We start from the raw sequence: 12,636 nt of genomic DNA, 5'->3' as shown, positions 1-12,636 counted from the left end.
CGAATTCTCAATAACGCCGATGGGATGGCCCCTACGGGGCGAGGTACGGGGCCAACCGGGGTCGTGCCCCGATTCGATGCCGACCGAACTGGGCAAGGCTGAGAGACATGGACAACCATCTCGCCGTGCTGCTCCCCGTCGCCGCCGTCTGGCTGGCCGCCGGGGTCGTCGCGGACGGACTGCCCCGGCTGGACCGCGCCCGCGCCCTGCGCCGGCGTACCGGATGGTTGTCCGGGCTGACCCTGGCCGGCCTGGTGCTGACGGCGGCGGTGCTGGTCCTGGGCCTGCAGAGCGCCGGGACGACGCCGATCGACCGGGCCGCCGGCGGCCTCACCCTCGCCGCGGCCCCGGCGCTGGTCGTCGCGGTCTGCACGGTCCGGCGGGTACGGCGGCTACGGGCCGGCGCGGGTGCCTTCAGCGCCGCACCGGACACCCCGGCCCCGCACGGGCTGCGCGCCGCCGCGGCGCACCCGCTGATCGGGCTTCCGCTCCAGGTGACCGCGCTCGCCGTCGTCCCGGCCGTGGTCTCGGCGGCGGGCGTCGACCTGCTCGCGACCCCCGCCGTGGCCGGCCCGGCGATCACCGTCGGCGTGCTCGGCGTCCTCGCGATCGGGGTACGCCACGCGTTGCGGCACAACCGGCTCGCCGAGCGGGCGCAGCCGCCGGCCACGATGCCGGCAGCCCCGGTGTCAGCGCGAGCGGCTGGCCCCCTGCACGTATAGCAGTTCGAGGATCGCCCGGGTCGCCTCGAACCAGCGGTCCAGCCAGCCGGGCGGCGGCACGCTGCCCCGCGGGGGCAGTTCCATCAGCAGGCCGCGCAGCAGCGGGTGGTCCGCCAGGGACTCGGCCGGCTCCAACGGCCAGCCGGTCGGCGGGAACGACGGTTCGGTGAGCGGGTTCGGATCCAGCGACGGCAGGGAGAGCGGCGGGGAGCTCTGCTCCGGGGCGTCTCCTTCCCGGCCCCCGATCTCGGCGTCGGTGGAGACCACCTCGGTGAGGACGGTGTCCCGACGCGCCCCGCGGTACTTGCCACCGAACCGCTCCGGCTTGCCCGGGCCGTTGGTGAGGTTCTCTGAACCGATCGTCGTCATCCGTCTCGCCTGCCTCGTTCGGTTGCCGATCCGTGCGGTTCAACGAGGCGGAACGGAACTGGCGACGGGTGGCCGGAGCGGGCCGGCCGGGAACACGGAATGGTCCCGCCCGGCGACGCTGCCGGGCGGGACCATGCACGCGGTCCGGATCGCCGGATCAGTCCCGGACGAACACACCGTCCCTGGCGCCGGCGACGAAGGCGTGCCAGTCGCCCGGGGCGAAGACCAGGGCGGGGCCCGTCTTGTCCTTCGAGTCCCGGACGCCGATCGCCCCGGTCACGTACGCGACCTCCACGCAGTTGTCACAGTTCGGCCCGCTCTTGGAGCTCTTGAACCAGGTCGCCTGCGTCAGGTCCACGGGGAACTCCTTGGTCGCCATTTCCACAGTGGCTCCTCTGCCAGTTTTGCGATGTGTGCGATGGATTCCTCCGGGCGAATGGCTGCTGCTCGGATGTGATCGAAGATGAAGCTGTACTTCTGCAGTTCGTCGCTCTTCTCCAGGAAGAGCCCACCCGTGGCGTTCTCCGCGTACACGACATCGGGATCACTCGGTTCGGGGAAGCTGAGGATCGTGAAGGTCCCGTCCATGCCGGCGTGTGCGCCCGCCTCGAAGGGCAGGACCTGCAACGTCACGTTCGGCAGTTCGGCCACCTCCACCAGCCGGGCCAGCTGGCCACGCATCACCGCGTCGCCGCCGACCGGCCGGCTCAGCACCGCCTCATCGAGCACCACCCACAGATCGACCGGATCGTCCTGAGTCAGCAACGACTGACGACCGAGGCGGACACGGACACGTTGTGCGACCTCCTCGGCGGTGAAGTCGGGCCGGGCGGCCCGGATCATCGCCGAGGCGTACTCCTCGGTCTCCAGCAGGCCCGGCACGACCTGCTGCTCATACGCCCGGATCGAGCTGGCCGCCGCCTCCAGCCCCACGTACGCCCCGACCAGCACCGTGCTGTACGGGTGCCACCACCCCTTCTGCCGCGCCTCGCGAGCGATCTGCACCAGCTCGTCGCTCTCGGCGCCGACCACCCCGTAGATGCGGAGCATGTCCCGCACGTCGCGGGGGGTGGCCGTGGTGTGGCCGGTCTCGATCCGGGAGATCTTGGAGGCCGAGCACTCCAACTGCTCGGCGACCACCTCGATGGTGATGCCGGCGGCCTCCCGCTGGCGGCGGAGTTCCGCCCCCAGCCGTCGGCGCCGGATGGTCGGGCTGCGCCGCTCGCTCACGACGCCGCTCCGCGGCCCGCTGAACGGGGATGCTGACTGCTCGTGCTCACGCTGCCGCCTCGCTCCACCCTGCGGCGTCGCGACGCACCGCGCCGCCGAGCGTCACACTTCGCTCGATCCGCTCGCTCACCCGACCACCTCCGGTCGATCGCGCCCGGTGCGACACCCGCTTGGGCGCGGCCGTCGTACGGCGGGCGGTCGTTCGCGGCAGGGGGTGATGCCGGTCGTCGACCGGCCGCGACGGGCGAAACCGGCGTCCAGTGTGCCGTTTGGATGGCACGCGCTTCAAGCGTCCCGTTCACGTGTCCTGCTCGCGTATCGGCAAATCTCGACGTGCAACTTGCATGAAGCACGCCGCTGGTGCAGTCTGTCGATATGGCACGGGTTACTCACCGTCTTCGCATGATCTCCCGGCGTGGTGATCCCACGAGGGGTGGGACGGCGGGAGGGGAGCCGTCCCGCGCCTCGCGACCTGCCCCGGGATGAAGACCCCGCCGCTGCACGCCAGCTTGGCTGCGGCGGTGGGAGCGGTAACCGGGAGCAGCCGGGTGATGGTCGGGCGTCGGCCCGTGACCGCGGGTACGACCCGACCAACACCGACCACCTGATCAGCCGGCCCACGCGGCAGGACCCCGTCACCGGGCCGGACTTGTCCCCCAGATCAGCTTCCCCACCGGCTCCCCGCCGGCCAATCCTCCCAGGAGCCCATGTGCTTCCCCGCTCCGGTGACGTACTGCAGGTGACTCGCGCGGCGAGTGTCCAGTTCCTCCGACCGATCATGTTCCGGGTGATCCGAGTGCTCGACTGGCCGACCTACGACGGTTGGCTCTGGCTCGACGGCTACGAGTTGAACGCGGCGGGGGACGCGGTCAACCGGCGGTCGATCTTCGTACAGCAGGCGGGGCTGCGGCAGCTCCAGGCCGCGCCGGCGCCACGTCCCCACACCGTACGGACCCGACGGCCGGTCGTCCGGACTCCGGTCCGGGTCGGCTGACCTCCCGATTGCCGGGTCGCGGCAGCTACCGCCGCCATAGAATCGGTACGCCCACCCCGGCGAAGTCTCCACCCCGCGCGTCCCGGACCCTGAACCTGGGATGGTCATGGTCAATCTGCCCGCCGCGCGGCGGCACCACCGGTCCCGTATCGGCTACACCCTCGGACTCCTGACGCTTCTCGGCGCCGCGACCGTACTCGCGCTCGTGGTCCGCCACCCCGCCTTCTCCGCCACCGACCGGTTGGCCGAGCCGCAACCGGCTCCGGAGATCACGGTGGTCGGGGAGGGCAGCGCACCGCCCGCCGACCCGGAGGCGGAGTCGGGCTGGGCCGGTACGCCCCGGGCCGGCGCCTCGGGGGCCGGCGCCGGTGCACCGACCACCCCGGATCGGGCGGGGGACGGCGCCGGCGAGGGCGTACTGGCCGGCGCGGACGGCGTGCCGAACGCGAGGGACCTCAGCCGGTCGCTGTTCTACTCGGGGCTGCTGGGCCTCGGCATCTCACTGGCCGGCCTAGGCCTGATCTGCACCAGACGCCGGCAGTGGTGACGCTCAGGGAGTGGGGGTGGCCGTCGGGCCGGGTGTCGGGGTCGCGGTGGCCGTGGTCGGCGCCCCGGCCCTCGCCACCACGACCGTGACCTGATCGTCCGCGGAGACCAGCTCACCGGCGGCCGGGTCGGTCTCGATCACTGTGCCGGCGGGCCGGTCCGACGGCCGGCGCACCACGCGGTAGTCCACGTTCAGCCGGTCGAGGACCGCCCGGGCGGCGTCCTCCGGCAGCCCGACCAGCGGCGGCACCGGCACCCGGGTGGGAGCGGTGGTGGGCGGAGTGGTCGATGGCGACGTGCTCGGCGCGGTGGTGGTCGGTGCCGCGCTGGTCTCCGGCGCGCTGCTCGCGGTGGCCGAGGGTGCGGGAGGCGGCCCGGAGTTCCGCTCCGCCGCGGTGAGCGCCAGCCAGACACCCAACCCGATCAGCGCGATCAGCACCAGCGCCAGGATGCCGAGCAGGATCGGCATCCACCAGCGGCGCCCGGACTGCTCCTCGGCGTACCACTCCGTGCCGGGCTCGGGGTAGCCGGCGGGGCGTGGCGGGGGGACCCCGGCCCGGCCGGACCAGGCCGGCGCGGCGGCCACGGGCTCCTGCCAGGCGGTCGCGTCCGCGCCGCCACCGCTCCGATCCGGCGGCAGGGGCCGGGTGGCGTCGTCGTTCCCGGCGGGTGGCTCCTGGCGGTCGTCGCTCATCGGCACGTCCTTTCCCCACCGGGACGGGCGCCCTGGCCCTCGATCGTCCACGGTAACGGTCGGCCGCACCATCGGCCGGGATCAGCGCGGCGAGCCGGCCGTCACGGTGCCGGGGGCGGGGTGACGGTGGGCCCCGCCGACGGGTCGTCGCCACAGGTGAGGGCGACCTGGTCGTTCCACCGGGCCGAGCTGCCGGCGGCCGGGTCCTGGGCGGTGACCGGGCCCCGGCGACCGGTGCGGTACCGCGGATACAGTCCCGCCGCGACCAGGTCGTTCGCCGCGTCGCCGCAGTCCTGGGCGATCAGGTCGGGCACGGGCACCGCCGGCGGCGGACCGGCGACCCAGAGGGTGACGGTGACGCCGCGCCGGACCGGCGTACCGGGCGCGGGGTTGGTGCGCTCGACGTTGCGGCCGGAGCCGTTGCCGAAGACCAACCGCCAGCCGAGCTTCCGGTCGTGCAGTTCCCGCCGGGCCTGCACGAAGTCGGTGCCCACCAGATCGGGGACGGTCAGCCCGGCCGGGGTGGTGGTGCGGGTGCCGGTCGGGCTCCGCTCGGGCTTGCTGGGCGTGGCCCTGGTCGGCGTACGGTCGCTCGGCGCGGGTGCGCTGGTGCCGGCCGTGACCGGTGGAGTGGGCGGATCGGCGTCCCCGGCGAGGATCCATCCGCCGCTCGCCCCGATCACCGCCAGCAGGACCACCGCCAGGCCACCACCGAGGAACAACCTCGTCCGGTCCGGTCCGGGGTCGCCGGCCAACCCGGGTTGCCGGCCCGGGTACCCGTCGTCCGTCATCGCCTCCACCGCCTCAATCAACGGGCGACCGTATCCGGCGCCGCCAAGCCCGCCCGCGGCAGATCGAGCTCCGTCAAGACTCGCCGCGTCGACCTTGGGACGCTACGCTCCCCGACATGGCCAGACGGGGCTGGGGAGGATCGACCGCCACCGCGCTCGGCGTCGCCGCCGGTACGGGGGCGGCTCAGCTGGGCTTCGGCTACGGGCTCGGCATCATCAACTGGGCGCCGGCCGCGACCGGCCGGGTCGAGGCGGCCTGGGTCGCGAGCCTCGCCTGGGCCACCTGGAGCTCCGCCACCTCGGTGATCGCCGGGGCGGTCTGCGCCCACCGGCTGCGCGGAACGGCCGACGAGGAGCCGGACGGGACGCCGCGGAAGTTCGGCCTGGCCCTCGCCGCCGCGGTCGGCGCGCTGATCATCGTGCTGCTGGTCGCCGTACCGGCCCGGGCGGCCCGGGTGCCGGACACCTCGTCGCCGCAGGCCGTCGCCGCCGGGTACGCCCTCGCCGGGCTGCTGCTCGGCCTGCTGCTCGCGACCTGGGCGCTGCACACCCGGGCCGCTGCCGCCAACCTCGTCGCCACCACGAGCTGGCTCTGGCTGCTCGCCGTGGTGTCGGTGCTGGACGGGGTGCTGTCCGGCCGCGGCCTGGGCACCGCCCAGCTCGGCATCTGGCAGATCAGCGCGGACAGCGAACGCTTCTGGATCCGGGACTACTTCTACTGGCCCGGTGCCCTGCTCGCGCTGGGCTCCGCCCTGGTGATCGGCGCGCTGGCGGCCCGGCGTACCGCCCGGGTGGCGGAGCAGCGGGTCGGCGCGGCAGCCTCCGGGGCGGCCGGACCGCTCCTCGTGGCGCTGGCGTACCTGCTGGCCGTGCCGAGGCTCGCGGCGATCGCCGCCGAGCAGATGTCCGCCCACCTGATCGCCCCGTACGCCGTGATCGCGGGAGTCGGGGGTTCGGCCCTGGTGGCCGCGCTGGCCCAGCGGGCCGACCGCCGGGCCGCCGCGCGCACCGCGGCGATCCTGCCCCGGCAGCGCACCGGTGAGCCGGACGACCTCGCCCCGCCGGCCGTCGAGGCACGCCCGGCCGTCGAGGAGGGCCCGGCCGTCCCGGTGGTCCACGCCGACGTGACGGGCTCCGCCGAGGCGACGCCCGGGGACGGGCAGCCGGCCGGGCCACCGGACGGCACCTCGGCGCCGGCTCCCGGCGCGACCCGCCGTGGCCGGGCGGTCCCGCCGCAGCGGACGCCGCCGGCCGGAGGGAGCGAACCTGGGGCCACCCGCACGGACGCCGGGGACGGCCCCGCGACGGGCGAGGTCACGAGCGGCAGCGCGGAGGGCGGCTCGCCGACCGCCGGGGCCAAGTCCCGCCGCCGCAGCCGCTGATTCTCACCGCGACCTGCTGGCTGGCCCGGCGGACGTCGCCGCCGGCCGGGCCGGGCACCGGCCCCACGGTCGGCAGACCCGGGATACCGGGCCGGCCGGGCCCACGCCGGGGGATGGTCAGTCGACCGGCCAGGTGTGCACGGGCTCGTTGCTGCGCTGGAGTTCGGCGTAGCGCTGGAGCATGTGGCGCAGCGCCGCCTCCCGGTCCATGCCCCGGTGCCGCTCGGCCGCCCACACCGTCTCCGTCTGCCAGGCGGCACCGTTACGCCCGGTACGGCAGCGCTGCTCGATCACGCCGAGGAGGCGGTCGCGCTCGACCGGGGCGACGCCGAACCGGTCCAGGCCCTGCGCCGCCTTGGGTAGCAGGACATCGAGCACGAGCTTGGTCACCGGCACCTCGCCGAGCCGGGGCCAGTGCAGGACGGCGTCCATCCCCCGCCGCGCGGCGGCGTGGAAGTTCTCCTCGGCCGAGCTGAAGGTCAGCTGGCTCCAGATGGGACGGTCGGCCTCGGCGAGGCTGCGGGCGAGTCCGAAGTAGAAGGCGGCGTTGGCGAGCATGTCCACCACGGTCGGCCCGGCCGGGAGTACGCGGTTCTCCACCCGGAGGTGGGGGCGGCCGTCCATGATGTCGTAGACCGGCCGGTTCCACCGGTAGACCGTGCCGTTGTGCAGCCGCAGCTCGCCCAGTTTGGGCACCCCGCCGGCGTGCAGCACCTCGACCGGGTCCTCGCTCTCGCAGATGGGCAGCAGCGGCGGGAAGTAGCGGACGTTCTCCTCGAACAAGTCGAAGATCGACGTGATCCAGCGTTCCCCGAACCACACCCGGGGGCGTACGCCCTGGGCCTTGAGCTCGTCGGGCCGGGTGTCGGTGGCCTGCTGGAAGAGGGCGATCCGGGTCTCCGCCCAGAGCTGCCGACCGTAGAGGAACGGCGAGTTCGCGCCGACCGCGGTCTGCGGGCCCGCGATGGCCTGGGACGCGTTCCAGTAGTCGGCGAAGCTGTCCGGCGCGACCTGGAGGTGGAACTGGAGGCTGGTGCAGGCCGCTTCGGGGGCGATCGAGTCGTTGTGCGTCTGCAGCCGCTCGACACCGCGGATGTCCAGCTCGAAGTCCTCGCCCCGCGCGCCCACGATCTGGTCGTTGAGCGCCCGGTAGCGCTCGTCGGTGGAGAGGTTGTCGGCGATCAGGTGCCGCTCGGTGAGCGTGGGCAGGATGCCGACCAGCACTATCTTGGCGTCCGACCGGCTGGCCCGCTCGTCGGCGCGGGCCAGGCTGTTGCGCAGGTCCCGCTCGTAGTCGCCGAAGCCGGTGCCCTCGATGAGCCGCGGCGGGGCGTTCAGCTCGAGGTTGAACTGGCCCAGCTCGGTCTGGAAGAGCGGGTCGGCGATGTCCGCGAGGATCTTCTCGTTGCGCATCGCCGGCTCGGCGGCGGAGTCGACCAGGTTGAGCTCGATCTCCAGCCCGGTCATCGGCCGGTCGGCGTCGAAGCCGAAGTCGTCCAGCATCAGCGCGAAGACGTCCAGGCACCGCCGGACCTTCTGCCGGTAGCGGACCCGGTCCTCCCGGGAGAAGGCGCCCTGCTCGACGTCTCTGCCCATCTGTCCTCCCGGCGCGAGGCGCAACGGAACCGTATCGTCCCGAAACGCATTGTGAACCATTCACGTTAAGTGCGCCCCGGCTGACGGAGCCAGCGGCGGGGCCCAGGTCGAGACTCCTACCCAGGTCACACCCCGCCGCATCGGCGGCAACCTGTGAACGGGACGTGACAAATCGCACCTCTTCGGCCGACGACGAACGGGCCCGTGCCGTCGGGTGACGACACGGGCCCGTGGGGTCGTACGGGGAGATCAGGCCTGGCGGATGGCCTCGCCCTCGATCTCGATCTTGATCTTCTTGCCGACCAGCACGCCGCCGGTCTCCAGGGCGACGTTCCAGGTGAGGCCGAAGTCCTCGCGGTCGATCTCGGTGCTGGCGGAGAAGCCGAAGATGTCCTGGCCGAACGGGCTGCGGCCGACACCCTCGAACTCGACCTCCAGCTCCACCGGGCGGGTGACGTCGCGGATGGTCAGCTCGCCGGAGAGCACGAACTCGTTGCCGTTCCGCGACTTCACGCCGGTGCTGCGGAACTCCAGGGTCGGGAACTTCTCGACATCGAGGAAGTCGCCGCTGCGCAGGTGCCCGTCCCGGTCGGCCTGCGTGGTGTCGATGCTGGCCGACTGGATGGTGGCGGTCACCGCCGACTGCATCGGGTCCTCGGCCACGGTGATCGTGGCGGTCGCGTCGCCGAACTCACCGCGTACCTTGCTCACCATCATGTGGCGGGCGACGAAGCCGACCCGCTTGTGAGCCGCGTCCAGCAGGTAGGTGCCGGCAGCCGGGATGGTGAAACCCTCCCAGTCGCGGGTAACCGCTTCGGTGCTGCTGGTCATGGTGCTGTCCTCCAGGGAGATTGTTGAGTAGTCCAACGACTGACTAAGCAACTATAGGCACGACAACATTCCCTATGTCAAGTACTGCTAGGATGGTGGCGTGGACCAGAACGTGTTCGACGATCCCCGGATCACCGCCGTCGGCCTCCTCGTCGAGGCGCACGCCGGGCTGTCGGCCCGGTTCGCCGCCCAGTTCGAGGAGCACGGCCTCTCCCCGGTCGAGTTCGAGGTGCTCACCCGACTCGCCCGCTCACCCGGCAACCAGCTCCGGATGACCGACCTCGCGGCCCAGACCTCCCTGTCCACCAGCGGCGTGACCCGGGTGGTCGACCGGATGGAGCGCGACGGCCTGATCCGCCGCCGGGCCTGCCCCTCCGACCGGCGCAGCTCGTACGCGGTGGTCACCGCCGCCGGCCTGGCCCGGCTGGACGAGACCTTGCCCGGGCACCTGCAGATCATCGAGCAGTGGTTCACCGGCCAGCTCGAACCGGTGAAGCTGGAGGCCCTCCTGGACGGGCTGCGCCGGGTGCGCGACGCGGTCCACCCGGGGGCGACCGCTGGGAGCAGCGAGCCCGCACCCGCTCCGGCCGGCTGCTGAGCCGGCCCGGACGATCACCGGCAGAAAGACCGGCAGAACCGACTAAGCGGCCGCACATACCCCTCAATCGGCCACAAATCACCCACGCGTCGCGGATAGGGTTCCACTGCAGCGGGGGAGCACCGGGGGGTGCCGGCGCGAGCGGATGAGCGAGGGGCAACACCAGGGGGCTACTTCGCTCGCGCCACCCCCGCGCCCTCCCGTGCGAGCAACCCGGCGGCGCAACCCCAGCGGTCGATCGACTTCCTCAGCTTGTCGGACTGGGTCGATCGTCGGTCAGCGCCGGCGGGTGCCGAGGTCCCGGCCGGCCACCAACGCGTACAGCAGGTCCTCTTCCCGGGGCAGCAGGCTGATCCCGTTGGCTCGGCGAGCCTGGTCGAGCCGGTCCAGCACAGTCATGTCGGCCGTGCTCGCCGCCAGTCCCACCAGTGCCTCGATCACGTCCCGCCGGTGCGGGCCGGGAGCGGCCGCCTCGGCCGCCGCGGCGAACCATTCCGCCGCCAGCTCACGGTCACCCCGGTGCAGCGCGAGCTGGCCCTCGATCAGCGCGCAGACCGCGTCCTCCGGCCGGGTGGGCTCCGCCGCGACACCGGCCCGGTCCGGGTGCCCGGCGCCGGACGGCCGCCGCTGCGCCGGCACCGGAACCGCGGGCCGCAGTTCGGCGAGCACCTCCAACGCCTCGTCTCCGCGTCCCGCCTGGGCGAGCGCCAACCCGACCGTGCCGAGCACTCGGCGGCGCCGCCCCGGGTCGCCCAGCTCGGTCAGCGCCGCCGCCACCCGCCGCCCCTGCTCCACGGCGTCGGCGTACCGGCCCTCCAGGCGGGACACCTCGGCGAGGTTGGCCCGGGCCAGCAGCCGCAGCCGCTGCTCACCGGACTGCGCGGCCAGCCGGTCCACGGTAGCCAGCCGGCGGCGCGCCCCGGCCAGGTCGCCCACGCGTACGTCGTGCCAGGTCAGGCACGTCTGGGCGAATGCTGTCTCGCGTACCCGGCCGTGCCGGGTGGCCAGCTCCAGCACCGCCTCGGCCTGCTCCCGGGCCTCGTCGTGTGCCCCCGCCGCCGGCAACAGCATGCCGAGCACCAAGCGGCTCCACAGCTCCCCGGTCACCTCCCCGGCCTCGCGAAAGGCGGCCAACGCGGTCCGTGCCGCCGGCACCTCTTCCGCGCCCGCGCCGTGCTCGGCGGCCAGCCGGGCCGAGCCGATCAGCGCCCAGGCCCGCAGCACCGGGTCGGCGTCGGCGGTACGCGGGTCGTCCAGCAGCCGGCGCAGCCATCGCCGCCCGGAGACGTCCCGCCCGCGCAGCCGCCACCACCACGGCAGGGCCGCTGCCAGTCGCAGCGCGGTCACCGGATCGTCGTCGGCGGCGTGCGTCAGGGCGACGGTGATGTCGCCGGTCGCCTCGTCCAGCAGGTGCACGGCGGCGGAGTGCTCCACGCCGAGCAGGTCCGGTGCGTTGCGGACCACCAGCCCGGTGACGACGAGCGCGTGCCGGTGCCGGATCCGGGCCAGCTCGCCCTCGGCCGCGGCCTGCTCGGCGGCGAAGTCGCGTACCGCGTCCAGCAGGCGGAACCGGAACGGGCCGGTGCCCCGGACGCTGAGCAGGCCGAGTTCGAGCAGCCGGTCCAGCAGCGGGACGGCGTCCGCCCGCGGCCCGCCGTCGGCCAGCAGGTCCTCGGCCAGCTCCACCGACCACCGGTTGCAGAAGGCGGAGAGCCGGCGCAGCGCCGCGCGGTCGGCCGACGCGAGCAGGTGGTAGCTGGTCGCCACCGCCTCGCGCAGGGTCACCGTGCCGGTGGCGCGGTCGACCGGCGCCCAGCCGGCGGGACCGCTGGTGGCGAGGTCGAGAACGCGGTCGCCGTACCGGTCGAGCAGCTCGGTGACGTCGAGGATCCGGCCGCGCGCGGCCATCAGCTCGATGGCGAGCGGGAGACCGCCGAGCCGCCGGACCAGCGCGGCGAGCGCCGGCAGCTCGGCCGGAGTGGGCGGTTCGCGGCGCACCTGGGCGAGCCGGGCGCGGAACAGCGCCGCCGCCGGCCAGCGGGCCAGCGCCGCCGGGTCCGCCGGCAGCACCCCGGCCGGCGGGACGTCGAGCGGCGCGACCGGCCGGACCAGCTCGCCCGGGAGGCCGACCGGACGCCGGCCGGTCACCAGCACCCGCAGCCCGGGTGCCGCGGCGACCATCGTCCGCAGCGCCTCGGCCACCGGCCCGGGTGCCCGTTCGACCGCGTCCACGAGCAGCAGCGCCGGCCGGCCGGCGAGCCGCCCGGGGAGGTCCGCCAGCCGGTTCACGCCGAGCACCGCGACCGAGGCGGCGAGCACATCGGTCGCCTCGGAGCCCTCGCCGACCAGCACACCGGCCACGCCGGCCGGGTGGTCGGCGGCCACGGCGTACGCGACGGTGAGGGCGAGCGCGGTCTTGCCGACGCCGGCCAGGCCGACCAGGCTCACCACCGGATGGTCGGCGGCGAGCAGGGCGGCCACCTCGACGACGTCCCGGTCCCGGCCGATCAGCGGCACCGGCTGCGGCAGCGCGACCGGCGTACCGCCTCCGGTGATGCCGGAGCCGGTGAGCGGGAGGTGCCGTGCGGCCGGACGCGGCGCGGCGGACGGGGCCGGCCGGGCCGCGGCGAGGAACGCCTGCCGGCGGGTGCCGGTCAGGCCGAGCGCGCCGGCGAGCAGGTCGACGGTGGTGCGCTGGGGCCGCGCGGACCGGCCCCGCTCCAGATCACGGACCGTCCGCACTCCGACGCCGGCCCGCGTGGCCAGCTCGGCCTGGGTGAGGCCGGCGGCGAGCCGGTGCCCGCGCAGCAGATCGGACAGGCCGGTACGACCACCCGTGCTCGGCGAGCGATCATGATCCGGAGTCATGGGGACGAAGACTAC

Annotated in this window: 13 protein-coding genes; 5 read left to right on the top strand and 8 right to left on the bottom strand. The window is 74.2% G+C overall.

Going from position 1 to position 12,636, the window contains the following annotated elements; all coding sequences use genetic code 11:
• The first annotated feature begins 107 nt into the window (after positions 1 to 107).
• Positions 108 to 722 (top strand): hypothetical protein, encoded by a 615-nt coding sequence (locus tag ACFYML_RS18235; protein WP_387421700.1) that lies wholly within the window; start codon positions 108 to 110, stop codon positions 720 to 722.
• Here the strand turns inward: ACFYML_RS18235 and ACFYML_RS18230 are convergent.
• The 3 genes from ACFYML_RS18230 to ACFYML_RS18220 form a co-directional block, all read right to left on the bottom strand.
• The gene (locus ACFYML_RS18230) at positions 690 to 1,091 is read right to left on the bottom strand and encodes a hypothetical protein (protein ID WP_387271108.1); all 402 of its coding nucleotides are present in this window, start codon (positions 1,089 to 1,091) and stop codon (positions 690 to 692) included. The two genes, ACFYML_RS18235 and ACFYML_RS18230, sit on opposite strands and share 33 nt — an antisense overlap.
• A gap of 157 nt (positions 1,092 to 1,248) precedes the next feature.
• Positions 1,249 to 1,470 (bottom strand): DUF397 domain-containing protein, encoded by a 222-nt coding sequence (locus ACFYML_RS18225; RefSeq protein WP_357434485.1) that lies wholly within the window; start codon positions 1,468 to 1,470, stop codon positions 1,249 to 1,251.
• A complete protein-coding gene (locus ACFYML_RS18220) occupies positions 1,440 to 2,321 on the bottom strand; it encodes a helix-turn-helix domain-containing protein (RefSeq protein ID WP_387421699.1) in 882 nt (293 codons plus the stop codon). Before ACFYML_RS18220 ends, ACFYML_RS18225 begins: the two co-directional genes overlap by 31 nt.
• A 709-nt stretch (positions 2,322 to 3,030) precedes the next feature.
• On the opposite strand from ACFYML_RS18220, the gene ACFYML_RS18215 reads away from it, so the two are divergent.
• A complete protein-coding gene (locus ACFYML_RS18215) occupies positions 3,031 to 3,315 on the top strand; it encodes a hypothetical protein (RefSeq protein ID WP_387421698.1) in 285 nt (94 codons plus the stop codon).
• Between the two features lie 100 nt (positions 3,316 to 3,415).
• Positions 3,416 to 3,862 (top strand): hypothetical protein, encoded by a 447-nt coding sequence (locus tag ACFYML_RS18210; protein ID WP_387421697.1) that lies wholly within the window; start codon positions 3,416 to 3,418, stop codon positions 3,860 to 3,862.
• A gap of 3 nt (positions 3,863 to 3,865) precedes the next feature.
• Here ACFYML_RS18210 and ACFYML_RS18205 read toward each other — a convergent pair whose 3' ends face one another.
• Both ACFYML_RS18205 and ACFYML_RS18200 read right to left on the bottom strand, forming a co-directional pair.
• Positions 3,866 to 4,555 (bottom strand): PASTA domain-containing protein, encoded by a 690-nt coding sequence (locus ACFYML_RS18205; protein ID WP_387421696.1) that lies wholly within the window; start codon positions 4,553 to 4,555, stop codon positions 3,866 to 3,868.
• A gap of 101 nt (positions 4,556 to 4,656) precedes the next feature.
• Positions 4,657 to 5,367, bottom strand: coding sequence for a PASTA domain-containing protein (locus tag ACFYML_RS18200; protein WP_387421695.1), 711 nt, complete (start codon positions 5,365 to 5,367; stop codon positions 4,657 to 4,659).
• Between the two features lie 95 nt (positions 5,368 to 5,462).
• Here ACFYML_RS18200 and ACFYML_RS18195 point away from each other — a divergent pair, with 95 nt between their 5' ends.
• Positions 5,463 to 6,728, top strand: a complete 1,266-nt coding sequence (locus ACFYML_RS18195; RefSeq protein ID WP_387421694.1) for a hypothetical protein — start codon at positions 5,463 to 5,465, stop codon at positions 6,726 to 6,728.
• Between the two features lie 117 nt (positions 6,729 to 6,845).
• Here ACFYML_RS18195 and ACFYML_RS18190 read toward each other — a convergent pair whose 3' ends face one another.
• Entirely contained in the window at positions 6,846 to 8,324 is a 1,479-nt protein-coding gene (locus tag ACFYML_RS18190) for a glutamate--cysteine ligase (protein ID WP_357434479.1), read from the bottom strand.
• Between the two features lie 249 nt (positions 8,325 to 8,573).
• Positions 8,574 to 9,155 carry a YceI family protein gene (locus ACFYML_RS18185; protein ID WP_387421693.1) on the bottom strand — a complete coding sequence of 194 codons (582 nt, stop codon included), beginning with the start codon at positions 9,153 to 9,155 and terminating at the stop codon, positions 8,574 to 8,576.
• A gap of 100 nt (positions 9,156 to 9,255) precedes the next feature.
• Between ACFYML_RS18185 and ACFYML_RS18180 the strand changes: the two genes are divergently transcribed.
• The gene (locus ACFYML_RS18180) at positions 9,256 to 9,753 is read left to right on the top strand and encodes a MarR family winged helix-turn-helix transcriptional regulator (protein ID WP_387421692.1); all 498 of its coding nucleotides are present in this window, start codon (positions 9,256 to 9,258) and stop codon (positions 9,751 to 9,753) included.
• Positions 9,754 to 10,029: 276 nt separating this feature from the next.
• On the opposite strand, the gene ACFYML_RS18175 is transcribed toward ACFYML_RS18180, so the two are convergent.
• Complete coding sequence (locus tag ACFYML_RS18175) at positions 10,030 to 12,621, bottom strand: ATP-binding protein (RefSeq protein WP_387421691.1); 2,592 nt, start codon at positions 12,619 to 12,621, stop codon at positions 10,030 to 10,032.
• Positions 12,622 to 12,636: the final 15 nt, after the last annotated feature.

This window comes from Micromonospora sp. NPDC007230, assembly GCF_042869115.1.
Classification (GTDB): domain Bacteria; phylum Actinomycetota; class Actinomycetes; order Mycobacteriales; family Micromonosporaceae; genus Micromonospora.
Note: the sequence above shows the minus strand (reverse complement) of the source record. Positions and strands in the feature narration are given on the sequence as shown.